This is a genomic window from Myxococcus stipitatus DSM 14675 (genome assembly GCF_000331735.1).
Taxonomy (GTDB): domain Bacteria; phylum Myxococcota; class Myxococcia; order Myxococcales; family Myxococcaceae; genus Myxococcus; species Myxococcus stipitatus.
This window is the reverse complement of record NC_020126.1, coordinates 8,359,633-8,381,544: the sequence shown is the minus strand read 5'-3', so window position 1 is coordinate 8,381,544 and position 21,912 is coordinate 8,359,633. Positions and strand designations below refer to the sequence as shown.

18 protein-coding genes are annotated in these 21,912 nt (G+C 70.2%); 6 read left to right on the top strand and 12 right to left on the bottom strand.

The window, feature by feature from the left end; all coding sequences use genetic code 11:
• Nucleotide 1 precedes the first annotated feature (1 nt).
• Together MYSTI_RS32175 and MYSTI_RS32170 are read left to right on the top strand one after the other, a co-directional pair.
• Entirely contained in the window at nt 2-2,281 is a 2,280-nt protein-coding gene (locus MYSTI_RS32175) for a glutamine amidotransferase (RefSeq protein ID WP_015352004.1), read from the top strand.
• A 108-nt stretch (nt 2,282-2,389) separates the two neighbouring features.
• Complete coding sequence (locus MYSTI_RS32170) at nt 2,390-3,982, top strand: serine hydrolase (RefSeq protein WP_015352003.1); 1,593 nt, start codon at nt 2,390-2,392, stop codon at nt 3,980-3,982.
• A gap of 56 nt (nt 3,983-4,038) precedes the next feature.
• Here the strand turns inward: MYSTI_RS32170 and MYSTI_RS32165 are convergent, their stop codons facing one another.
• The 4 genes from MYSTI_RS32165 to MYSTI_RS32150 form a co-directional block, all read right to left on the bottom strand.
• Nucleotides 4,039-4,602 carry a superoxide dismutase family protein gene (locus MYSTI_RS32165; protein ID WP_015352002.1) on the bottom strand — a complete coding sequence of 188 codons (564 nt, stop codon included), beginning with the start codon at nt 4,600-4,602 and terminating at the stop codon, nt 4,039-4,041.
• Nucleotides 4,603-4,716: 114 nt separating this feature from the next.
• Complete coding sequence (locus tag MYSTI_RS32160; protein ID WP_015352001.1) at nt 4,717-6,300, bottom strand: HsdM family class I SAM-dependent methyltransferase; 1,584 nt, start codon at nt 6,298-6,300, stop codon at nt 4,717-4,719.
• Nucleotides 6,301-6,482: 182 nt separating this feature from the next.
• On the bottom strand, nt 6,483-6,926 hold the full coding sequence (locus MYSTI_RS32155) for a DUF6691 family protein (RefSeq protein WP_044281876.1): 444 nt from the start codon (nt 6,924-6,926) through the stop codon (nt 6,483-6,485).
• A complete protein-coding gene (locus MYSTI_RS32150; RefSeq protein WP_015351999.1) occupies nt 6,923-7,348 on the bottom strand; it encodes a YeeE/YedE family protein in 426 nt (141 codons plus the stop codon). The genes MYSTI_RS32155 and MYSTI_RS32150 overlap by 4 nt, the downstream gene beginning before the upstream one ends.
• Nucleotides 7,349-7,588: 240 nt before the next feature.
• Between MYSTI_RS32150 and MYSTI_RS32145 the strand changes: the two genes are divergently transcribed.
• On the top strand, nt 7,589-8,170 hold the full coding sequence (locus MYSTI_RS32145) for an RNA polymerase sigma factor (protein ID WP_015351998.1): 582 nt from the start codon (nt 7,589-7,591) through the stop codon (nt 8,168-8,170).
• A gap of 95 nt (nt 8,171-8,265) precedes the next feature.
• Here MYSTI_RS32145 and MYSTI_RS32140 read toward each other — a convergent pair whose 3' ends face one another.
• The 7 genes from MYSTI_RS32140 to MYSTI_RS32110 all read right to left on the bottom strand — a co-directional run bounded on the left by MYSTI_RS32140 (nt 8,266) and on the right by MYSTI_RS32110 (nt 17,970).
• On the bottom strand, nt 8,266-9,894 hold the full coding sequence (locus MYSTI_RS32140) for a solute symporter family protein (protein WP_015351997.1): 1,629 nt from the start codon (nt 9,892-9,894) through the stop codon (nt 8,266-8,268).
• 13 nt (nt 9,895-9,907) lie between these two features.
• On the bottom strand, nt 9,908-10,186 hold the full coding sequence (locus MYSTI_RS32135) for a DUF485 domain-containing protein (RefSeq protein ID WP_015351996.1): 279 nt from the start codon (nt 10,184-10,186) through the stop codon (nt 9,908-9,910).
• Nucleotides 10,187-10,206: 20 nt separating this feature from the next.
• Nucleotides 10,207-12,171: an acetate--CoA ligase gene (gene acs, locus MYSTI_RS32130; protein ID WP_015351995.1), complete on the bottom strand. Its 1,965-nt coding sequence runs from the start codon at nt 12,169-12,171 to the stop codon at nt 10,207-10,209.
• Nucleotides 12,172-12,192: 21 nt separating this feature from the next.
• Nucleotides 12,193-13,302, bottom strand: a complete 1,110-nt coding sequence (locus tag MYSTI_RS32125) for a porin family protein (RefSeq protein ID WP_015351994.1) — start codon at nt 13,300-13,302, stop codon at nt 12,193-12,195.
• 132 nt (nt 13,303-13,434) lie between these two features.
• Nucleotides 13,435-14,796 carry a sigma-54-dependent transcriptional regulator gene (locus tag MYSTI_RS32120; protein WP_015351993.1) on the bottom strand — a complete coding sequence of 454 codons (1,362 nt, stop codon included), beginning with the start codon at nt 14,794-14,796 and terminating at the stop codon, nt 13,435-13,437.
• A complete protein-coding gene (locus MYSTI_RS32115) occupies nt 14,793-17,780 on the bottom strand; it encodes an ATP-binding protein (RefSeq protein ID WP_015351992.1) in 2,988 nt (995 codons plus the stop codon). Before MYSTI_RS32115 ends, MYSTI_RS32120 begins: the two co-directional genes overlap by 4 nt.
• On the bottom strand, nt 17,770-17,970 hold the full coding sequence (locus MYSTI_RS32110; protein ID WP_015351991.1) for a hypothetical protein: 201 nt from the start codon (nt 17,968-17,970) through the stop codon (nt 17,770-17,772). Before MYSTI_RS32110 ends, MYSTI_RS32115 begins: the two co-directional genes overlap by 11 nt.
• A 99-nt stretch (nt 17,971-18,069) precedes the next feature.
• Here MYSTI_RS32110 and MYSTI_RS32105 point away from each other — a divergent pair, with 99 nt between their 5' ends.
• A complete protein-coding gene (locus MYSTI_RS32105; protein ID WP_015351990.1) occupies nt 18,070-19,620 on the top strand; it encodes a GspE/PulE family protein in 1,551 nt (516 codons plus the stop codon).
• A gap of 80 nt (nt 19,621-19,700) precedes the next feature.
• Nucleotides 19,701-20,228: an FHA domain-containing protein gene (locus MYSTI_RS32100; RefSeq protein ID WP_015351989.1), complete on the top strand. Its 528-nt coding sequence runs from the start codon at nt 19,701-19,703 to the stop codon at nt 20,226-20,228.
• On the opposite strand, the gene MYSTI_RS32095 is transcribed toward MYSTI_RS32100, so the two are convergent.
• Nucleotides 20,198-20,569: a hypothetical protein gene (locus MYSTI_RS32095; protein ID WP_015351988.1), complete on the bottom strand. Its 372-nt coding sequence runs from the start codon at nt 20,567-20,569 to the stop codon at nt 20,198-20,200. The genes MYSTI_RS32100 and MYSTI_RS32095 overlap by 31 nt on opposite strands.
• A gap of 171 nt (nt 20,570-20,740) precedes the next feature.
• Here MYSTI_RS32095 and MYSTI_RS32090 point away from each other — a divergent pair, with 171 nt between their 5' ends.
• Nucleotides 20,741-21,874, top strand: coding sequence for a GNAT family N-acetyltransferase (locus tag MYSTI_RS32090; RefSeq protein ID WP_015351987.1), 1,134 nt, complete (start codon nt 20,741-20,743; stop codon nt 21,872-21,874).
• Nucleotides 21,875-21,912: the final 38 nt, after the last annotated feature.

Here is a 21,912-nt window from a genome sequence, read left to right as displayed (position 1 = left end):
GATGAATTCCCCCACCTTCAACGCCTGGAAGCTCGTCAGCCTCTCTCCCTTGCCCACCTGGGCGGTGGTGTTCCTCGCGCTCGGGTTGCTCTTGGGAGTGGCGCTGGCCGCGTGGGGCGTGCGCAAGGAGCCGTCGCGAGGACGCCGCGTCCTCTTGTGGGCGCTGCGCGTGGGCGCGGGCGTGGCCGCGCTGTTCTTCCTCCTGGAGCCGGGCATCCGCCACCTCCAGGTGGCGCGGATGAAGAACCGCGTGGCGGTGCTGGTGGACCGCTCCGCGTCCATGGACTTCCCCTCGGAGCCGGGCGGGCCCACGCGCACCGCGCAGGTGGCGCGCTTCCTGGAGAAGGCGGCGCCGGGGCTCGAGGCCCTGCAGGACCGCTTCACGGTGGAGCTGCACGGCTTCGACCCGGAGCTGACGCCGGTGACGGCCGCGTCGCTGGTGAAGGAGCCTCCGCGGGGCGGCACCACGGACCTCTTGTCCGCGCTGCGCTCGGTGGCGGGCGCGGGGCAGGGCGCGCGCAAGCTGTCCGGTGTGCTGCTGCTGAGTGATGGCACCGACAACGCGGAGCTGAAGTCGGGCGCGGTGGGCCGTGCTCGCGCGGCGCTGGTGGACCTGGGCGTGCCCGTCTCCACCTTCACCGTGGGACAGGAGGCGCTCAAGGACCTCTCCATCGAGGCGCTGAAGGTGGATGACTTCGCCTTCGTGCGCAACTCGCTCACGGTGGAGGCGGAGATTCATGGCCGGGGCTTCCGAGGCCAGGAGATTCCCGTCGTGCTGCGCCAGGAGGGCAAGACGGTGGCGAGCAAGACGGTGCGCCTGGAGACCTCCGACGACGTGAAGCCCGTGTCCTTCACCTTCACGCCGGACCAGACGGGACGCTTCGTCTACACGGTGTCGGTGCCCACCTTCCCGGACGAGGCGGTGGCGGAGAACAACAGCCGCTCCTTCACGCTGAAGGTCATCCGGGACCGCGTGCGCGTGCTGCTGGTGGTGGGCCGCCCCTCGTGGGACGAGCGCTACCTGCGCGGCCTCTTGAAGCAGGACGCCAACGTGGACCTCATCTCGTTCTACATCCTGCGCACGCTGTCGGACGACCCGGGCACGAACAACGACCGCGAGCTGTCGCTCATCCCGTTCCCCATGGAGGAGATCTTCGACACGAAGCTGGACACCTTCGACGTCGTCATCTTCCAGAACTTCGGCTACACGGACCCGTCGCTCTCCATCGCCGAGTACGAGCGCAACCTGGAGCGCTACATCCACAACGGCGGCGCCTTCGTGATGCTGGGCGGTGACAGCGTGCTGGGCGAGGGCCGCGCCAACATGCCCACGCTCATGGAAGCGCTGCCCGTGGTCGCCGCGGGCCCCGCCAACCCGGAGCCCTTCACCGCGCGCCTCACGCCGGAGGGACTGCGCCACCCGGTGACGGCCATCGGCATGGGCGCGTCCGCCACCGAGGCCGCGTGGACGCAACTGCCGCCCATCCCGGGCGCCAACCTGACGCGCGCGCGCCCAGGTGCCACGGTGTTGCTGGAGCATCCGCATCTCACCACGGACGGGAAGAACGCGCCGCTCGTGGCCGTGTGGGACTACGGCCGGGGCCGCTCGCTGGTGATGGCGACGGATGCGTCCTGGTACTGGGCGTTCGCGGCGCACCGGGATGGCTCGCCCAACCGCGCGTATGACCGCTTCTGGGGCAATGCGCTGCGGTGGCTGGTGCGGGACCCGGACCTGACGACGCTGAAGGTGACGGCGGACCCTCCGGCGGTGGAGCCGGGACGTCCGGTGGCGGTGGTGGTGCAGGCGCGCAGCGCGGACTACCAGCCCGCGCAGGACGCGCAGGTCCGCGTGGAGCTGTTCTCCGTGGCCTCGCAGAAGGCCGTGGCGGTGCAGACGGGCGCGACGGGACAGGACGGCGTGGTGCGCCTGGAGTTCGCGCCGCCGGAGCCGGGGCCGTACAAGCTGCTCGCGACGGCGAAGAAGGGCGAGACGGAGCTGGGGCAGGGCGAGGACGCGGTGGCGGTGCGCGCCGTGGGGCCGGAGCTGTCGGACGCCTCGGTGCGGCCGGAGCTGATGGAGGCGATCGCCCAGGTGACGGGCGGCAAGTCGTACAAGCTGCCGCAGGACGGACTGCCGGACGTGCCGCTGCTGGACCCGCCCGTCGTCGAGGTGGGCCGCGCGAAGGACCAGCCGCTGTGGGACCGCTGGTACTACCTGGTGGCCCTCATCGGCCTGTTGGGCGCGGAGTGGTTCGCGCGGCGCCGGTTCGGTTACGTCTGAGCGGACGCGGGGTGGGGCGAGGTACGCCCCTGGGCGGGAGGCGCTGGGGCGGGTTGCCGAAGTGGGCTAGACAGGGGCGTCGACCTGGCACTTCCTTTCGGAGTCTTCGTGCGTCTTGCCCTCGCGCTGCTGCTCATCGTCCTGCCGCTGTCTTCCCCGCTCGCGCAGTCCCTGCCACCGGACCTGGACGCCACCGTCGAGCGGGCCATGAAGACCTTCGAGGTCCCCGGCGTGGCCCTGGCCGTGGTGAAGGACGGCAAGGTACTGCTGGCCAAGGGCTATGGCGTGCGCAAGCAGGGGGCCGCGACGCCGGTGACGGCGGACACGCTGTTCAACATCGCCTCCAACAGCAAGGCCTTCACGGCGGCGGCGCTGGCCATCCTCGTCGACGAGGGGAAGCTCCAGTGGGACGACCGCGTGGTGGACCACCTGCCGTCGTTCCAGATGTTCGACCCGTACGTCACGCGGGAGCTGACGGTGAGGGACTTGCTCGTCCACCGCAGCGGCCTGGGCCTGGGCGCCGGTGACTTGCTGTACTTCCCGCCGACCACGTTCACCGAGGACGAGATTGTCTCCAAGCTGCGCCACATCCGTCCGTCCATCAGCTTCCGCAGCCGCTACGCCTACGACAACATCCTCTACCTCGTCGCGGGCAAGGTCATCGAGAAGGCGAGCGGCCGTCACTGGCGCGACTTCGTGCGCGAGCGCATCTTCCTGCCGCTGGGCATGCGCGACAGCAGCACGCACGTGAAGGGGCTGCGCGTGGGGGCCAACGTCGCCACGCCGCACGCGAAGGCGGACGGGGTGCTCAAGGCCCTCTCCCCCACGAGCATCGACAACAACGCGCCCGCGGCGGCCATCAACTCCACCGTGAATGACCTGGCGAAGTGGATGATGACGCAGTTGGGCCGCGGCGCGATTCCGGGCACGGACGGCAAGAAGCGCCTGTTCAGCGAGGCGCAGTCGAAGGAGATGTGGGCGGCGCAGACGGTGATGGGCATCTCCGAGCCCTCCAAGTCGCTGGAGTCCTTGCGCGCGAACTTCTCCGCGTACGCGCTGGGCTGGGGCGTGCGCGACTACCGGGGCTACAAGCTGGTGGGCCACAGCGGCGCGCTGCCGGGCTACTTCTCGCGGGTGATGCTGGTGCCGGAGCTGGGGCTGGGCATCGCCGTGCTGACGAATCAGGAGGAGCGCAGCGGCTTCGAGGTGCCCCTGTGGACGGTGCTGGATGCGTTCGTCGGCGCGCCGAAGACGGACTGGGTCGCCGCGTTCAAGGCGGATGACGACTCCAAGCGCGCGAAGGCGGAGGAGAAGGTGGCGCTCCAGGGCGGCATGCGCAACGCGCAGAGCAAGCCGTCGCTGCCGCTGGACTCCTACGCCGGCACGTACCGCGACGCGTGGTACGGCGACGTGACGGTGACGAAGGAGGGCGACAAGTGGCTGCTGCGCTTCACCCGGACGCCGGGCCTCGTGGGTGAGCTGTCCCACTGGCAATACGACACGTTCGTCGCGCGCTGGACGGACCGCTCGCTCAACGCGGATGCCTTCGTGACCTTCTCGCTGAAGCCCGATGGCACGCTGGCGGAGATGCGGATGCAGCCCATCTCCCCGCTGACCGACTTCAGCTTCGACTTCCAGGACCTGCTCTTCACGCCGGTGAAGCAGACCCCGGCCGCCGCTGTCGCCCGCCCCGTGCACTGAGGCGGGCGCTCACGCGTGGCCCCTCTGGAGAAGGGGCCACGTGGGGCAACGGTGGACTACTTCTCCACCACGCCGCAGGCGATGCGGCCGCCGGCGTCGCCGGTGGGGTCGGAGTGATAGTCATCCTCCTTGACGTGGATGACGACCGCGGAGCCGTCCTTGTCGAACAGGGACTTCACGGTGAGGCCGTTCTGCGAGAACGTGTCGAACGTCACCTTGCCGTCCTTGTCGACGTAGAGGTTCGGCAGGTCACCCACGTGCTTGCCCTTGGGCGACAGGATGCCGTGGGCCTTCTTCGTCGGGTTGAAGTGGCCGCCCGCCGTCTTGAAGTCCGGCGCCTCGCACTTGCCCGTCTCGTGGATGTGGAAGGCGTGCTGGCCCGCGGGCAGGTTCTCCAGCTGGCCCTTGATGAGCACCCCGTGCTTGGTCTGCTCGAAGATGACCTCGCCCACGTCCTTGCCCTGGGCGTCCTTCACCAGGGCCCGGGCGGACTCGCCCTTGGCGGGCGCCACCTTGGGCGGCGCGGCGGGAGGCGTGGCGGCGGGAGCGGCCGCGTCCTGGGCCAGCACGGGAGAGGCGGCGGTGAGGACGGCGGCGGTGAGCAGCGCGCGAATCGTCATGACGAAGGGTCCTTCCTCTAGAGGGGGGATACGGCTCGACGAGGGGGACACTAGCGGGTGTGCGCCAGCCCTGCAGGGAATCCGTGCGGGAGGAGCGCTCCTCCCGCGCGGACCTCACTCCTGGCCAGGCGGCGGCACCAACAGCGGTACGGGGACCACGCGCGACGCTCCGAAGGCCGGAGCCCACGTGCGCTGCACCTCCTGGCTGTTGAGGAACCTCACGATGGCCTGGAACGCGGGCAGCGGCCCGCCCAGCGTCTCCGCCCACTCGAGTCCTCTGGGCGAGAGGTTGGGCACCAGCGGCCCCAGTTCCTCCGTCGTCGTCGAGGAGCGCGTGACACGCAGCCCTTCGTCCCGCAGGCGCTTGGGCACGTACAGCGGCGCGAAGCGCGCGTGCCGATGGTCATGCACGCAGCCCTCTTCCTCCAGCAGCGCGGCGGACAAGGGCAGCTCGCGCACGTTGAAGAGCAGCTTCACCGCGCCCACGTGAGGGTCATACGGCCCCCGCAGGCGGTGGTCGCCTCGAGGAATCAAGCGCCGGTCCAGGTAGCAGAACGCGCGAGTCTCCGGAGGCAGCGTGCCTCGGTGCCGCGCCCCGCCGTACCGGTAGAAGGGCCGCAGGTGCTTCGCGTCCACCTCCAGCGGCGGGCCCACCTTGAGCGCGCGCAGCTTCAGGAGCAGCTCCTCCGGCAGCCCATGCGAGCGCGCGAACTCCGGCAGCTCCTCCATCGTCGCGGCGGCGAAGGCTCGAATCCGCGCGAGCAGCCGCTCCGGGTCCGCGTCCACCAGCAGCTCGTCGAAGCGCGTCTTCACCCCCGGCAGGCTCACTGGCACCAGCGTGGTGAGCGGCTCTCCCTCCGCGCTCCAGCGGGCATCCAGCGCGCTGGCCTCGGGGGTGGTGGGGGCCAGGCGCCACTCGGGGGCCTCGGGCGTGAAGTGCTGCCAGTCGCCTCGCCGCTCGAAGCGCGGCGGGTCCACGTGGCCGGGCAGGGAGGACCACACGGTGATGCACGTGCGCACCTGCGTGCCCTGGAAGGCGCCGGGCCCCAGGTCCACCACCTCGCGCAGCGTCAGCATGCGCAAGAGGGACTGGCGCAGCGGCGCGTAGAGGAACGCGTCCAGCAAGCTCGCCGGGGTGATGAAGGCCAGCACGCCGGGCCTCGTGGAGAGCCGGTGCGCGGCCACCAGGAGGAAGAAGGCGAAGTCGTCGCGCAGGCTGGTGCCGGGCGGCAGCGCCAGCGGGAGCAGCGCACGCAGCTTCGCGTAGGCGCTGGCATCCTTCAGCACGGGCGATGTTCCGTTGTAGGGAGGGTTGCCCACCCACAGCTCGCGGTGCTCTGGCGGCGTGGTGGCGAGCATGGGCTCCAGCCCACCTCTCAAAGTGTCTCCCTCGCGGACGTCCGCTTCAGGGACGCGGGCCTGGCAGAGCCGGGCCACGGCGGGGTCCAGCTCCAGGCCGCACAGGCGTGCGCCGGGCCAGAGTTTCGAGGCCGCTGACAGGAAGGCCCCGGCCCCACAGGCCGGGTCAACCACGGTGAGCGGTCCTGCTCCCAGGTGCGCCATCGCGAGCGATAGCGTCCGTTCGACCAGGGGCGAGGGTGTGAAGAACGCACCCATCGCCTTACGGTCCAGCCCGGGGAACTGGTGGACGAGCCTCTCTTCGTCCACATCCAGCAACCTATTCGCGGCGCGCGGCATCGAGAAAACATCCTAGCCAGCACTGCTCGCCGTGGTGACACGTCCAAAGCTTTGCAAACGCACTCAACGCCCGGATGTGATGTCCCAATCAATTCACATGCCCGGAAGTCTGAGAAGAGTTGCCCCGCAGCGCCCGATTCCAGCCCGCACCGGGCCCCGCGGGTAGTCCAGAAGTGCCCCGCTCAACCAGGTTGGCTGGAGGTTCGGGGGGCGCGGAGGACTTCCCAGGCGCGAAAAACACCCATCCCCACCAGCATCGCCCCGACAAAAAGCAACACAGTGGCGCCTCCCACCGGCGCGGACACCAGCGCGGGCCCCGGGCAGTAACCGGACAGGCCCCAGCCAATGCCAAACAGCACCGCGCCCCCGACGAGCCGCCCGTCCACCATCGCCGAGGGCGGCGCTGGGAAGTCCTTCGCGAGCACGGGCTTCGCGCGCCGCACGATGAGCTGGCGCAGGAGTCCATAGGTGCCCAGCGCGCCCGCCATGACGAAGGCGAGGCTGGGGTCCCACGCCCCGGCGATATCGAGGAAACCCACCACCTTCGCGGGGTCCGTCATGCCGCCCATGCCCAGCCCCAGCGCGAAGAGCAGTCCCGCCAGTCCCGCCATCACCGCCGCCTTCACGAGACACCTCCCAGCACATGGCGGGTGACGAAGACGGTGAGCGCGCCCGCGGCCATGAACGTGAGCGTGGCGACCAGCGAGCGCCTGGCGCCTCGCGCGAGGCCGCAGACCCCGTGGCCGCTGGTGCAGCCGCTGCCCAGCCGGGTGCCGAAGCCCACGAGCAGTCCCGCGGCGAGCGTGGCGCCCATGCCGGAGATGACGGGAGGGCCGAAGGACTCCGGCCGGACGAGCGCCAGCACGACGCCACCCACGGCGAGGCCGCCGACGAATGCGGCGCGCCACGCGGTGTCCGCCTTGGCGGGGGTCAGCAGGCCCGCGGTGATTCCGCTGATGCCGGCGATGCGACCGTTGAACAAGAGTAACAGAGAGGCGCCTGCGCCCAGCAGGACGCCCCCCAGGAGGGGGAGCAGGAACGCGTTCATGGGTGATGAGACCTGACGAAGGTGGAGAAGCAGTGAAGTGGGTCGGGCATCACGAAGAGGAGGGGAAAGAGTGTCGAGGGGGAAGTCCCGGGTGACACGTCACCGATTTGCGGTGAGAGTCACCTCGGCGGGAAAAGGATTCAGCGGCCCGTGCGGATGTTGAGGGGAAGAGGAGGTCCCCGGACGGACCGCGCGGAAGCGCCCCGGCGCTTTTCACCCAGGGAGAAAGGGAGCAGGCACGTGGATGCGACAGGCAGGGCGGCAAGGGGAGGACGGAGCGACGCGGCGCTCGTCGCGGCGGCACGCAAGGGAGACCGCGAGGCGCTGGAGGCCCTGCTCGCCCGGTACGCGTCGCCGGTGTACCGCTTCGGGGTGCGGCTGTGTGGCTCCGAGGAGGTCGCGCGCGACGTGCTCCAGGAGACGCTGATGACGGCCTTCCGCGGCCTGCATGCGTTCCGCGAGCAGGCCCAGCTTTCGACGTGGCTCTATCAGGTGGCGCGCTCGCACTGCTCGCGGGAGCGGCGGCGCGAGGCCCGAGGGGGCGTCGCCGTGTCGCTGGATGAAGAGGCCGCGCGCGCGGTGCCGTCCGGCGAGCGGCCCCCGGACGAGGCCGCCCATGCGCGCAAGCTGGGCGCGGAGATTCGGGACGCGCTGGCGTCGATGTCCGCGACGGACCGCGAGGCGCTGCTGCTCCGGGACGTGGAGGGGCTGTCCGCCGAGGAGGCCGCGAGCAAGTCGGGCATCGACGTGCGCGCGCACAAGAGCCGCCTTCACCGCGCGCGCATGCGCCTGCGCGAGAAGCTGGACGGCGGCGACACGTAGGAAGAGGGGCGGGACCCAGACCCCTTGGAGGCCCGGGCCCCACCCCCGTCCTCCTCCCCAGGAGCATGACGGAGGAGGACTGTCCTGGGGGCGCGTCACGCCTTGGTGGCCGTGGGCCGAGGCGCCGCGCCGGGACTGACCGAGGGCACCTGCGCCACGGGGGCCACGGCCGGCTTGCCCGCGCCCACGTGCATGCGGTGCTTCACCTCGGCGAAGCGCTCACTCGACTCCTTCTCCGGGAACAGCAGGGACACGGCGATGCCCACGAAGAAGGCCAGGGGCATGGTGATGATGCCTGGATTCTTCAGGGGGAACAGCGCGGTGGTGTTCTTCAGCAGGTCGATTTGAACGGTGGGCGACAGGAAGATGAGCAGCACCGCGCTGACGGAGCCCGTCAGCATGCTGGCCACCGCGCCATTCGTGGTGAACCGCTGCCAGGCCATGGACAGGAGCAGCGCGGGGAAGTTGGCGCTCGCGGCGATGGCGAACGCCAGCCCCACCATGAAGGCCACGTTCTGTCCCTTGAAGACCACGCCCAGCACCACCGCGAGCACGCCCAGGAAGAGGCTGGCGAGCCGCGCCACCTTGAGCTGCTCGTGCTCGGGGGCCTGGCCCTTGCGCACCACGCTGGACCACAAGTCGTGGGACAGCGCCGCCGCGCCGGACAGCGTCAGGCCGGCCACCACCGCGAGGATGGTGGCGAAGGCCACCGCGGAGATGAAGCCCAGGAAGCCCGTGCCGCCCACCACCTCCGCCAGCATGGGCGCCGCCATGTTGCCGCCCTTGTCCATGCCGGTGATGGCCTGACGTCCCACGAGCACCGCCGCGCCGAAGCCCAGGATGAACGTGACGAGGTAGAAGTAGCCGATGAGGCCCGTGGCGTAGAACACGCTGCTGCGCGCCGCCTTCGCGTCCGGCACCGTGTAGAAGCGCATCAGGATGTGCGGCAGGCCCGCCGTGCCGAACATCAGCGCCAGCCCCAGGGACACCGTCTCCACCGGGTTGCTCACCAGCGTGCCCGGTGCCAGCACCTGCGCGCCGTACTGCCGTGAGGCCTCGTCGAAGAGCGCCACCGGGCTGAAGCCGAAGCGGTAGAGCACCGCGCCCGCCAGCGCGGAGGCGCCCGCGAGCAGCAGCACCGCCTTCACGATCTGCACCCACGTGGTGGCAATCATCCCGCCGAACAGCACGTAGAGAATCATCACCCCTCCGACGATGACGACGGCGACCTCGTACGAGAGCCCGAAGAGCAGGTGGATGAGGTTGCCGGCGCCCACCATCTGCGCAATCAGGTAGAAGCTCACCACCGTGAGGGTGCCCAGCGCCGCGGACAGGCGCACCGGCGTCTGCTGGAGCCGGTACGCCACCACGTCCGCGAAGGTGTACTTGCCCAGGTTGCGCAAGGGCTCCGCGATGAGGAACGTCACCACGGGCCAGCCCACCAGCCAGCCCACCGAGTAGATGAGCCCGTCGAAGCCGGACAGCGCCACCAGGCCCGCGATGCCCAGGAAGCTGGCGGCGCTCATGTAGTCGCCCGCCAGCGCGAAGCCGTTCTGCAGGGCGCTCACGCCGCCGCCCGCGGCGAAGAACTCCGACGTCGTCTTCGTCTTGCGCGCCGCCCAGTACGTGATGGCCAGCGTGACACCGACGAAGAGCAGGAAGAAGAAGATGGCCGTGGTGTTGGGCTGGCCCAGCTGCGAGCCCGTCGTGGAGGAGGGGTTCATGAGGGCATCCCTTTCAGCGGCGCAGTTGGCTCAGGGCCCGGTCGTACTTGCCGTTGGCCCAGAGCATGTAGATGCCCGTCAGCGCCCAGGCGGTGACGATGACCACGGCCCCCAGGACGATGCCCACCGACAGGCCGGGGACGAGCTGCTGGCCCATCAGCGGCTTGTTGAATGCGACGAGCAGGATGAAGCCGAAGTAGGCCACCAGCGTGGCCACGGTGAGCGCGGCGGCCACGCGCCAGCGTGAGGCGGCGAGGGCTTCCAGGGCGTCGTTTCGAGAGGGCTCGGACATGTCGTGTCTCGGGAGGAGGGTCAGGACTTCGCGCGGAGGGGGAGCGACTTCTCGAGCAGCTCGTCGAGCACGGCGGGGTCGGCCAGGGTGGTGGTGTCGCCCAGGCTCTCCGTCTCGCCGGAGGCAATCTTGCGCAGCATGCGGCGCAGGATCTTCCCGGAGCGCGTCTTGGGCAGGCCGTTGACCACCACCACCCGGTCCGGGGTCGCGATGGGGCCGATGACGTGGCGCACCTGCTCCTTGAGCGCGCCCACCATCTGCTCGGTGGAGGTCTCCAGCCAGTCCGGCTTCACGGTGACGAAGGCGCAGACGCCCGTGCCCTTGATGTCGTGGGGGAAGCCCACCACGGCGGCCTCGGCCACGGCTTCGTGAGCGACGAGCGCGCTCTCCACCTCCGCGGTGCCCAGCCGGTGGCCGGACACGTTGAGGACGTCGTCGACGCGGCCGGTAATCCAATAGTAGCCATCCTCGTCGCGGCGGCAGCCGTCGCCGGTGAAGTACAGGTGAGGGAAGCGCGAGTAGTACGTCTCCACGAACCGCTGGTGGTGGCCGTACAGCGTGCGGGCCTGGCCCGGCCATGAGCGCGCCAGACACAGGTTGCCGCTGACGCCGTTGCCCTCGATGACCCGCCCCTCGTCATCCATCAGCACGGGCTCCACGCCGAAGAAGGGCAGGGTGGCGGAGCCCGGCTTGCACGGCGTGGCCCCGGGCAGCGGCGAGATGAGGATGCCGCCCGTCTCCGTCTGCCACCACGTGTCGACGACGGGGCAGCGGCCCTCGCCCACCACGTCGTGGTACCAGCGCCACACCTCCGGGTTGATGGGCTCTCCCACGCTGCCGAGCAGGCGCAGCGACTTGCGCGAGGACTTCTTCACCCACGCGTCGCCCTCCTTGATGAGCGCGCGCAGCGCGGTGGGCGCGGTGTAGAGGACCGTGGCCTTCACGTCGTCCACCACCTTCCAGAGCCGGCCCGCGTCGGGATACGAGGGCGTGGACTCGAAGAGGACGGTGGTGGTGCCGTTGGCGAGCGGCCCGTAGAGCAGGTAGCTGTGGCCCGTCACCCAGCCCAGGTCCGCGGTGCAGAAGTGGATGTCGTCCGGGCGCACGTCGAAGACGTAGTGGTGCGTCGTCGCCGCGTAGACCAGGTAGCCGCCCGTGGTGTGCAGCACGCCCTTGGGCTTCCCGGTGGAGCCGGAGGTGTAGAGGATGAAGAGCGGGTCCTCCGCGTCCATCCACTCGGCGGGGCAGACGCCTCGGTGGCGCGCCATCTCCGCGTTGAGCCAGAAGTCGCGGCCCTCCACCATGGGGACCTCGCGCGGGGTGCGCTGGGCCACCAGCACGGACGTCACCTGCGTGAGTCCCTCCACGGCCTCGTCGGCGATGGCCTTGGTGGGCACGCTCTTGGGGCCTCGGGGCCCCTCGTTGGCGGTGACCAGCACCTTCGCGCCCGAGTCGAGGATGCGCTCGCGCAGCGACTCCGCGGAGAAGCCCGCGAACACCACCGAGTGCACCGCGCCGATGCGCGCGCACGCGAGCATCGTGTACGCCAGCTCCGGAATCATGGGCAGGTAGACACAGACGCGGTCCCCCTTGCGGACCCCGTGGGCCTTGAGCACGTTGGCCATGCGGCCGACGTGGTGCTGGAGCTCGCGGAAGGTGATGGCCTGGTACTCGCCCGGCTCGTTCTTCGCCCAGAGGATGGCGGTCTTTCCAGGGCGCTCGCGGGCGTGGCGGTCCACGCAGTTGTAGGCGACGTTGAGCTTGCCTCCACCGAACCAGGAGAAGTCCACCTGCTCGGCGTTCATCTCCCGCACCGAGTCCGGAGGATGGAACCAGGTGAGGCGCTGCGCCTGCACGCCCCAGAAGGCCTCGGGGGCCTCCAGGCTCTGGCGATAGAGGCGCTGGTAGTCCTCCAGGCTCCGGACATGGGAGGCGCGGGAGAAGTGCTCCTTGGGCGCAACGAACGAATCCTTCGCGACAGTCATCGGGGGTGACCTCGGTGGACTTCAGTAGAAGAACTGCAGTTGCGCGGTGCCGGCGATGCCGGTCTCCGCTTCGGAGATGTCTCCGGTGCGCGACAGGGCGACCTCTGTCTTGAGGTTGAACGTGTGCTTCTTGAACCAGAGGTTGACGCCGGGCCGCAGCGCGAGCGCGTCCTGGGCGTCGACGCGCGAGCGGAAGTACGTCGCGGACACGACGGGCTCCACGACGCCGATGCGATAGCCCAGCTCCGCCAGGAAGCCCGTGCCGCTCTGGGGGTTATCGAGCCCCTGGCGGTAGTGGTACACGGCCGCCTGGAAGACGAGCTCCATGGCGGCGCCGAACGGCACGTCGGCGAAGACGTCCGCGGACAGCGCCAGCGAGTCGTGCACGCCGCTCGCGGTGGCGATGGCGTCGGGCTGATAGTCCACGCCCGCGCCCACGGACAGGTGCGGGTGCTCCGCGAAGTAGATGCCCTGGAAGAAGAGGTCCTCCTCGCGGGTGAGGAAGTTCATCCGCGCCATCGCCACGCCGCGCGGCCAGTCATCGGGGTTGATGACGCGCCCGTCGGGCAGGACGCTGCCTCGGACGCCGTTGAGGAGGGCGGCGCGGAAGCCCACGGGGCCCGCGAAGCCTCGGAGCTGCACGCCCATGTCGCGCCAGACCTTCCCGACGCCCGGCGTGAAGCGGATGACGCTGGAGTGGAAGTCGACGGTGTCGAGCGCGATGGCGCCCTGGAGGTTGTGTCGTGACAGCGGGGCGATGAGGAAGCCCGCGTCCACCCAGACCTTGTCCAGGAACTCGTAGGAGACGAACGCGTCCTGCACGTAGAAGTCGACGTCGTATCTGCCGTCCTTGCCGAAGTTGGGCTGGTCCGTCTCCATGAAGAAGGACAGCCGCTTCGTCACCGCGCCGAAGACGAGCAGCCGCACGCGCCGCAGGAAGAAGTCCGTGCCCACGTGCCCCACCGGCGCGCCGTCCTTGATGAGCTGCACCTGCGGCTGCATCAGGAGGTTGACGTTGAGGAAGGCCTCCTCGGTGAGCGTTATCTTCCCGGCGCGCGCGGTGCCGATGGGCGACAGCGCCACCGCGAGCACGAGCCAGGGCAACGACAGGCGCGAGGAGGTGTGGGGCATTCCCCCGCCCAGAGCAACACTCCGGCCAAACCGGGTCACACGAAGTTTCAAGACCTTGCAGGCTGGCCCGCCGCGTCAGGGTGTTACCGAAGGTGACGTGGGCGTTACCGGGGTAACGCTTCGTGCGGTGCGTCACGCACGCGTGCGCGGCAGGCCCATCTTCTGACGCCGCTCCCACAGCGCCTTGCGGCTGATGCCCAGGCGCTTGGCGAGCTCCGTCTCGCCCATGTGCTCCTGGTGCTCCAGGACGAAGCGCCGGAAGTAGTCCTCCAGGGAGCCGCCGCCGGGCTCATCGGCCTCGGGCTCCGCGGGCTCGAGTGTCTCCGCCGCGGAGTCCTGGGCGGGGAGCTCCAGCGCGAGCAGGTCCGGGGTGACGAGGGGACCATCGGCGAGGATGACGGCGCGCTCCAGGGCGTTCTCCAGCTCGCGCACGTTGCCGGGCCAGGGATGGGTGGACAGCGCGGCGAGTGTCTCGGGCGACAGCGTCATGGGCGCGCGGCCGACCTTCCTGCACGCCTTCTCCAGCAGGTGGCGGGCGAGGACGGGCAGGTCCTCGCCGCGCTCGCGCAGGGGCGGCAGGCGGATCTCCACCACGCGCAGCCGGAAGTAGAGGTCCTGGCGGAAGGCGCCTTCCTGCACGCGGCGAGGCAGGTCGCGGTGCGTGGCGGCGACGATGCGCACGTCCACCTTGCGAGGACGGGTGGAGCCCACGCGCCGCACCTCTCCATCCTGGAGCATGCGCAGCAGGCGGGCCTGCGCGGGCGCGGGCAGCTCTCCCACTTCGTCGAGGAACAGCGTGCCTCCGTGCGCGGCCTCCACCAGCCCCGCGTGGGCGGTGAGCGCGCCGGTGAAGGCGCCCTTCTCATGGCCGAACAGCTCGCTCTCGAGGAGGCCCTCGGGAATCGCCGCGCAGTTCACCGAGACCAGCGGCCCATCCGCGCGAGGACTCTGGGCATGAAGCGCGCGCGCCACCAGCTCCTTGCCCGTGCCGGACTCACCCAGCACCAACACGGTGGCGGGGGAGGGGGCCACCTTGCGCAGCCGCTCGAACACGTCGCGCATCGCCGCGCAGCCGCCCACCATGCCGCTCACGGAGTACGACTGCTCCACCTCGCGCTTGAGCGCCGCGTTCTGCCGGGTGAGCTTTCCTTCACGCAGCACGCGCTCGACCTGGAGCAGCAGCTCGTCGTGGTCGAACGGCTTGGCGATGTAGTCCACGGCGCCCAGCTTCATCGCATCCACGGCGGACTTCACCGTGGCGTAGCTGGTCATGATGAGCACCGGAACACCTGGGCATCGGGCGATGACGTCTGTTCCCGGAGCGCCCGGCAGCCGCAGGTCCGACAGCACGAGGTCGAAGGAGTCGAGCGCATGGTCACTCGCGGCCTCCTGCACGGCGCCTGCTTCGGACACGTCGTGCCCCGCGCGCACGAGCAGTCGTCGCAGCTCCGTGCGGATGATGGGCTCGTCCTCGATGACCAGGATGCGACTCATGCGGCGGCCCCCGGGCCTGGGCGGCGCGCGACGGACTCCTCGGTTCCGCGCGCGTCGGGCAGGCTCACGGTCACGCTAGTCCCTCCACCGGGTCGGCTGTCCACCTGGACGGCGCCTCCGTGCTCGCGGACGATGCCCGCGACCAAGGCGAGCCCCAGGCCCGTTCCTTCGCCCGGCTGCTTCGTGGTGAAGAAGGGCTCGAAGACCCGCTGCGCCAGCTCCGAGGGAATGCCGTGCCCCCGGTCCAGCACCCGCACGAGGACCTGTCCCTCCACGGCCTCGGCTTCCAGCTCCACGCGGGCGCCCTCGGGGGAGGCGTCCATCGCGTTGGTCAGCAGGTTGACGAGCACCTGCTCCAGGCGCTGCGAGTCTCCCTGGACGGCGAGCCCCTCGGGACAGCGGTGTTCGAAGTGCACGCCACGCGACCGCGTCTCCGCCCGCGCGAGCCGCGCCAGCTGCAGGGCCTCCGTCAGCAAGGGGGCGACCTCCACGCGGGTGAACGGGCGGGCTTCACCGCCCACCGTGCCCGCATGGCTGAAGCCCACCAGCGCGCGGACGATGGCGTTGATACGGCGGCACTGTTGGAGGATGAGGCCGGTGCGCTCCGTCACGGCGGCGGGGTCCTCCAGCTCGTACTTGAGGTTCTGCGTGAGGCTGGCGATGGCCGTCAGTGGATTGCCAATCTCATGCGCCACACCCGCCGCCACGCGCCCCAGCGAGGCGAGCCGGTCCTGATGCGCGAGGCGCGCGTCCACGGCCTTGCGCTCCGTGAGGTCCTCCACGAGCAGGGCCATTCCCTCGGAGGCACCTCCGCCTTCCTCCGCCGGAGTCAGCCGGGAGCGGTGGAGTCGCAGCGTGCGCTCATCGCGGGAGACGTGCACGCGTGCCTCGGTGTCCGGCGCGGCGCCGGCGGCGAAGCCAGACAACAGCGGGCCCCAGGGAGCGGGCAGGGCGGACAGGGGATGGCCTCGCGCGGCGTGCTCCTCCACGCCGGAGAGCCGCTCGAGCGCGGCGTTCCAGATGACCACCTCTCCATCAGGCCCCACCGCGCAGACACCCAGGGGGAGGTCTTCCAGGATGCGCCGCAGGTAGCGCCGCACGGCCTCCACCGCGTGCTCGGGCCCCTGCATGCCGCGCGCGTCGCGCAGCCGCTCCTCCACGAAGCGCAGTTGTTCGGCCAGCGCCGTGCGAGTTCCCGGGCCGAGTCGCAGCGCCTCTTCGACGGTGAGCCGCGCGAGCACCGGGCCCAGGAGTCCGGACAGGTTGCGCTCCACGCCATCGCGCAGGCGGCGCAGCTCCGAGGGTCTCCGCTCATCGGCGGACATGCGCAGGGACTCCAGGGCGCGGTCCACTTCGGCTGACGCGGCCTCCTCACCGAGGAACGGGGCCAGCCGCTCTCGGAACTCGTTCGCGGAGCGGGCCTCCACGCCGCCGGAGACGAGGCCTGGAGCCTCGCGCGTACACGCCCGTGCTGCTTCGCGCTCGGACTCGGATTGGCGCGTGGCCAGGGACACACCCACGAACGCCAGGGTGTTGAGCGTGAGCGACGCGAAGGTGGCGAAGCCCCAGGGCTCGTCTCCGGGGAAGCCCAGTTGCACGGCCATGCGATGGGTCCACGCCACCACGCCGGGCGAGGCCCACAGTGGCACCACCAGCGTCACCAGCCACGTGGTGCCTCCCGCGCCCAGGCCCGCGAGCAGTCCCGCGCGAGTGGCGCGCTTCCAGAAGAGCAGGCCCAGCACGCCGGGGGCGAACTGCGCCACCGCGACGAAGGACACCAGCCCCAGGTCCACGAGCCCCAGGCCGCGCGTGTCCAGCAGGTGGTAGAAGCCGAAGCCCGCCAGGATGATGAGCGCGATGAGCAGCCGCCGCGCCCACAGGAGCCAGCCATACAGGTCGGGCTGTCCGCGCGCGTAGCCCAAGGGCAGCACCAGGTGCGTCAGGCACATGGGGGCGAGTGCGAGCGTGGTGACGATGACCATCGCGCTGGACGCGGACACGCCGCCGAGGAAGGCGACCAGCGCCAGGCCCGTGGCTCCGCGCGACGCGGGCACCGCGAGCATGTGGAAGTCCGCGGGCCAGGGCAGGTGCAGGGCCTCGCCGCTCCACAGGAGCACGGGCACCGCCAGGTTCATCACGAGGAGGAGCAGGGGAAAGGCCCAGGTCGCGGTGGACAGGGCATCGCGTTCGGGGGCTTCGGTGAAGGCCACGTGGTAGCTGCGTGGCGTGAGGAACGCGGCGGCGCAGGACAGCACCAGCAGCGGGGCCCACGAGGCCTCGCGTGCGGGGCGGCGCAGTTGCTCCACGGCCTCCGGGTGGGTCTCCAGCCACGTCCACAGTCCCTCCAGGCCACCAAAGACAGACGACACGGCCCACGCGCTCACGGCCACCAGGGCGACCACCTTCACGGCGGACTCGAAGGCGATGGCCAGCATCAGTCCTTCGTGCCGTTCGCGCGGTGTGAGGTGGCGCGCGCCGAAGAGCACGGAGAAGACGATGAGCACCGCGCTGAACGTGATGCCGACGAGCGTGGGGGACGCGGTGGGGCTCAGCACCTTCGCGGACTCCACCACCGCGCGGACCTGGAGCGCGAGGTAGGGGAGGCTGCCGGCCAGCATGAACAGCGTCACGGCGGTGCCCGTGGCCTGTCCCGGGTAGCGGAAGGCGAGCAGGTCCGCCAGTGACGTCAGCTGAAGCTCACGCGTCAGACGCAAGAGCGGGCGCCACAAGACGGGGACGAGCAGACACGCCAGCGTGACGCCCAGGTAGATGCCCAGGTAGCGGAAGCCGTGCCTCGCCGCGTAGCCCACGCTGCCGAAGTAGGACCAGGACGTCGCGTAGACGCCCAGCGCGAGGGCATACACCAGCGGATGCTGGGTGATTCGCGAGGAGATGAGGCCGCGCTCGGCGGCGTACGCGACGAGGAAGAGCAGCAGGAGATAGACGACGGAAGCGGCGACGAGTGAGCCCAGCTCAAGCGTCATGGCCACCGCTCCGGTACGCGGCCCAACCGCCCAGCGCAATGACACCCAACCACACGACGAAGGGCATGTACCCGGGAGCGTCCTCGGCCAGCCACAGTCGGCGCAAGGGAGAGCCGAAGAGGAGCACCGCGATGGTGAACACGAGCAGCGACGGCATCGCGGGCGTGTCCGGTTCCGGGGGGCGCTTCATGGATGTGAGGATAGCAGCGCGGCGGGAGTGTTTGCCTTCCCAGGGGCCAATGCCGGGGATGGTCTTCACAGGCGCGAGGCTGATAAGCCCACGCCAGACATGTCCGCGAACGTCCCCGTCTTCACCGAACTCGCGCAGTTCACCTTGGACCGGGCCTCGCTCCGGTTGCTCCCCGAGTCGTTCTGTCGCCGCAACCAGGTGGCCGTTCTCGGCACGGTGGACCCGGGGGCTCCCGACACCCCGGTGACGGTGGGGATGACCCAGCCGGACAACACGCAAGTGCGCGAGCTCATGGTGGAGTTCCTTCGCCGGCCGCTCCTGCCCGTGCGGCTCAATCCCTATGAAATCGAGACCGCGCTCGAGGTGGGCTTCGGCGCGGGCCCTCGGGTGACCTGGGATGTCCTGCTCACGTCCGGCATGAAGCTGTCCACCCAGCCCGCGCCCGTGGAACTGGTGGAGCATGTGCTGGTCAGCGCCGTGGAGATGAAGGCGTCGGACATCCACATCGAGAGCTACTTCGACGACGTGGACCTGCGCTACCGCGTCGACGGCATCCTCCACCAATCCTATACGGACATCGACCCGCGCTCGGTGCCGGGGGTGGTCAGCCGCATCAAGGTGCTTGCGGGGCTGGACATCACGGAGCGGCGCCGGCCGCAGGATGGCCGCCTGCGCGCGATGGTGGAGCGCCCCGAGGGGCGCAAGGTGGTGGACTTCCGCGTCAGCGTGGTGCCCAGCCCCGCGGGCGAGGACGTGGTCATCCGCATCCTCGATGCGAGCGTGGGCCTGGTGCCGGTGGAGAAGCTGGGCATGTCGCCCGAGATGCAGGCCACCTTCCTCCAGCTCCTCTCCAATCCGGAGGGCCTGGTGCTCGTCACGGGACCCACGGGCAGCGGGAAGACGACGACGCTGTACTCGGCGCTGGCGCGGCTGAATGACGGGCTGCGCAAGATCGTCACCGCCGAGGACCCCATCGAGTACTACGTCCCCAAGGTGAACCAGAAGCAGGTCACGCCGCAGATGCCGTACCCGATGCTGTTGCGCTCCTTGTTGCGACAGGACCCCAATGTCATGTTGGTGGGCGAGGTCCGGGACCAGGAGACTGGCAACATGGCGCTGATGGCGGCGGCCACGGGGCACGTGGTGCTGGGCACGCTGCACACGGCGGACGCGGTGGGCTCGGTGGCGCGGCTGCGCGGGCTGGGGTTGGACGACGTGGACGTGGCGGACTCGCTGCTGGCGGTGCTGACGCAGCGACTGGTGCGGCGCATCTGCGAGCAGTGCGCGGAGGACACACGGCCGACGGCGGAGCAGGCCACGATGATGGGGCGGCTGCTGGACGGGCTGCGCACGCGCACGGGGCGGGGATGTGCCGCCTGCCACCACACCGGTTACCGGGGGCGCCTGGGCATCTTCGAGCTCCTGGTGGTGGAGCCGGACCTGCAAGACCTCATCGCCAAGGGGGCGCCCACGGTGCGCTTGCGGCGGCATGCTCGGACGTTGGGATTGAAGACGTTGGTCGAGGATGGATTGCTCAAGGTGAACGCGGGCATCACCACGGTGGCGGAATTGGTGCGGGTGGTGCCCTATCGCGTCATCGTCGCCACCCGGGATGGGCGCTACGGCTCGGAGCACGACGCGGAAGCGTAGGATTCGGGAGGGAGAAGACTCGACGGGTGTGCGGGCGCCCCGCAGAATCCTCCGCCTTCGAGAGGCGTGGGGGTTCAGCGATGATGACCGTTCAGGAGCTGCGCGCGCTCAGCATGCGGCTGACGGAGACCTTCTTCTGCAAGCAGGTGGGGCCGTTCGTGCTGGTGCAGAAGCCGCCCAGCCCGGTGATGGCGCAGCTGGCGATGAAGATGGGCGCCGCGCGCACGACGATGGCGCGAGATGTCCCCAGCCTGGAGCGACAGCAGGTGGCGCTGTGGCTGCACTTCGACACGCTCACCGTGGCCACGCTCCCTCCCGTTGTGGGGCAGGACGTGCTCACGGTGGGACGGCAGCCGGACTGCGACCTGGTGGTGAATGAACCCTCGGTCTCCAAGCGCCACGCGAAGCTGTGCTGGTGGGGCGAGTCCAAGGGCTGCACCCTGGTGGACCTGAAGTCGAGCAACGGCACCTTCGTGAACGCGCGCGAGCTGGAGTCGGGCGGTGAGCTGCACCTGCGCGATGGAGACCTGCTGGGCTTTGGCGACGCGACGTTCGCCTATCTCCTGGCGCCGAGCTTCTACGCGAAGATGAAGCGCGTCAGCCCGTGAGCAGCGGCGAGCACGGTGATGGCAAGTCCCATCGGAAGCGAGAGGTGCTTCACACCCAGGTAGAGCAGCCCCAGCAGGCCGCCGATGAGACCCACCAGCACCAGGGCCCACAGGAACATGGCCTTGAACAAGTCGCCGAGGATGCTGGCGCCAACCTCGACCCCCAGGTGGACGACAGAGTCCGAGAGCGCTCGGGGCGTGCCCAGCAGCGCGCACCGAGGACAGACGCGCTGGCCGTCCCGGAACGCGGGCGCCCTCCGGAGCCGGACGCCACAGGCTTCACAGGACCCACCCAGTCCCAGCCTGTACCTCCAGGCTCCAAGCCGCTTGGAAGTCGCCATGGTGGGGAGTCTACGCGAGCGCCGTCCGGCGGGCCGGAATCGCCCTGTTTCGTGAGGAGGTCTCGGACCCACGGTAGGATGCCGCCCCGGGTGCGTCGACGGCACCCTTGAAGGGACGGGGACGTGGACTCGAGGCCGGATGAATTCGGGCCGCCCAGGGATGAGCAGGAGATGTCCGCGGTGTGGGACATCCTGATGCATGCCTATGCGATGACGCCCGCGGATTGTGTCGCATGGAGACAACGCGTCGACTCGCGAGACCTGCGGCTGCTTCGCGAGGGCAACAAGGTCGCGGGGACCCTGGCCGCCATCCGGATGGGGCAGTGGTACGGCGGACGCAGCGTGCCCGTCGTCGGCGTGGGCGCCGTGGGTGTCTCTCCCGTGCACCGGGGCCAAGGCACCGCGACGCGCCTCATGACGAGGCTGCTCCAGGAGGCCCGCGCGTCGGGCGCGCCCCTGTCCGTGCTCTACCCCGCGACCCAGCCGCTCTACCGCCGCTCCGGCTACGAGCAGGCCGGCGCCCGCTACGAGATTCGCGTCCAGATGTCCGCGCTGGAGATGGGCGAGCGCTCACTGAACTTGCGCGCCGCGGAGCCTCGCGACGAGGCCGCCATCACCGCGTGCTACTCGAACATGGCGCGCTTCCGGCCCGGCTGGTTGGACCGGGGCGAGTTCTCCTGGCGCCGGGTGAGAGACCCGCGCAGCGAGCAGGTGCACGGCTACGTCGTCGAGGGCACCTCCGGCATCGAGGGCTACGTCTACCTGGCGCGCCGTCCGCTCAAGGACCTGAAGCAGGAGCTGGGCCTGTCGGACATCGTGGCCACCACGCCCGCGGCGGCGCGGCGGCTCCTGCGCTTCCTGGGCGACCACCACTCCCTGGGCACGGAGGTGGTCTGGTACGGCGGCCCCGACGACCCGTTCCTCCTCCTCCTGCGGGAGCAGTCCTATTCCGTGCGGGTCTACATGCACTGGATGGTGCGGGTGCTGGATGTCGTCGCCGCGCTGGAGGCCCGAGGGTGGACGCGGGGCCTCTCCGGCTCGCTCCACCTGGACGTGACGGACGACCTGTTCCCGGAGAACCAGGGGCGGTTCGTGCTCGACGTGGAGAACGGCCAGGCGCGCGTGACACGCGGAGGCGAGGGCCGGCTGCGGCTCCATGTCCGTCAGCTCGCGTCGCTCTACACGGGGTTCCAATCGGCCGCGGCGCTGCGCGCGGTGGGGCTGGTGGAGGCGGATGACGCCTCGGTGGAGGCGGCGGTGGCGCTGTTCTCCGGGCCTCAGCCCTCCCTGCGGGACATGTTCTGAGGCGTCCTCGGGCGGGCTGCCGCGACGGCGCGGCGGTC

What these genes read in the sequence shown, in the direction of transcription:
- MYSTI_RS32175 (WP_015352004.1), top strand. Translation starts at nt 2, where the DNA reads ATGAATTCCCCCACCTTCAACGCCTGGAAGCTCGTCAGCCTCTCTCCC.
- MYSTI_RS32165 (WP_015352002.1), bottom strand. Translation starts at nt 4,602, where the DNA reads ATGACGATTCGCGCGCTGCTCACCGCCGCCGTCCTCACCGCCGCCTCT.
- MYSTI_RS32160 (WP_015352001.1), bottom strand. Translation starts at nt 6,300, where the DNA reads ATGCCGCGCGCCGCGAATAGGTTGCTGGATGTGGACGAAGAGAGGCTC.
- MYSTI_RS32150 (WP_015351999.1), bottom strand. Translation starts at nt 7,348, where the DNA reads ATGAACGCGTTCCTGCTCCCCCTCCTGGGGGGCGTCCTGCTGGGCGCA.
- MYSTI_RS32140 (WP_015351997.1), bottom strand. Translation starts at nt 9,894, where the DNA reads ATGAACCCCTCCTCCACGACGGGCTCGCAGCTGGGCCAGCCCAACACC.
- MYSTI_RS32135 (WP_015351996.1), bottom strand. Translation starts at nt 10,186, where the DNA reads ATGTCCGAGCCCTCTCGAAACGACGCCCTGGAAGCCCTCGCCGCCTCA.
- acs (WP_015351995.1), bottom strand. Translation starts at nt 12,171, where the DNA reads ATGACTGTCGCGAAGGATTCGTTCGTTGCGCCCAAGGAGCACTTCTCC.
- MYSTI_RS32125 (WP_015351994.1), bottom strand. Translation starts at nt 13,302, where the DNA reads ATGCCCCACACCTCCTCGCGCCTGTCGTTGCCCTGGCTCGTGCTCGCG.
- MYSTI_RS32120 (WP_015351993.1), bottom strand. Translation starts at nt 14,796, where the DNA reads ATGAGTCGCATCCTGGTCATCGAGGACGAGCCCATCATCCGCACGGAG.
- MYSTI_RS32115 (WP_015351992.1), bottom strand. Translation starts at nt 17,780, where the DNA reads ATGACGCTTGAGCTGGGCTCACTCGTCGCCGCTTCCGTCGTCTATCTC.
- MYSTI_RS32110 (WP_015351991.1), bottom strand. Translation starts at nt 17,970, where the DNA reads ATGAAGCGCCCCCCGGAACCGGACACGCCCGCGATGCCGTCGCTGCTC.
- MYSTI_RS32105 (WP_015351990.1), top strand. Translation starts at nt 18,070, where the DNA reads ATGTCCGCGAACGTCCCCGTCTTCACCGAACTCGCGCAGTTCACCTTG.
- MYSTI_RS32100 (WP_015351989.1), top strand. Translation starts at nt 19,701, where the DNA reads ATGATGACCGTTCAGGAGCTGCGCGCGCTCAGCATGCGGCTGACGGAG.
- MYSTI_RS32095 (WP_015351988.1), bottom strand. Translation starts at nt 20,569, where the DNA reads ATGGCGACTTCCAAGCGGCTTGGAGCCTGGAGGTACAGGCTGGGACTG.
- MYSTI_RS32090 (WP_015351987.1), top strand. Translation starts at nt 20,741, where the DNA reads ATGTCCGCGGTGTGGGACATCCTGATGCATGCCTATGCGATGACGCCC.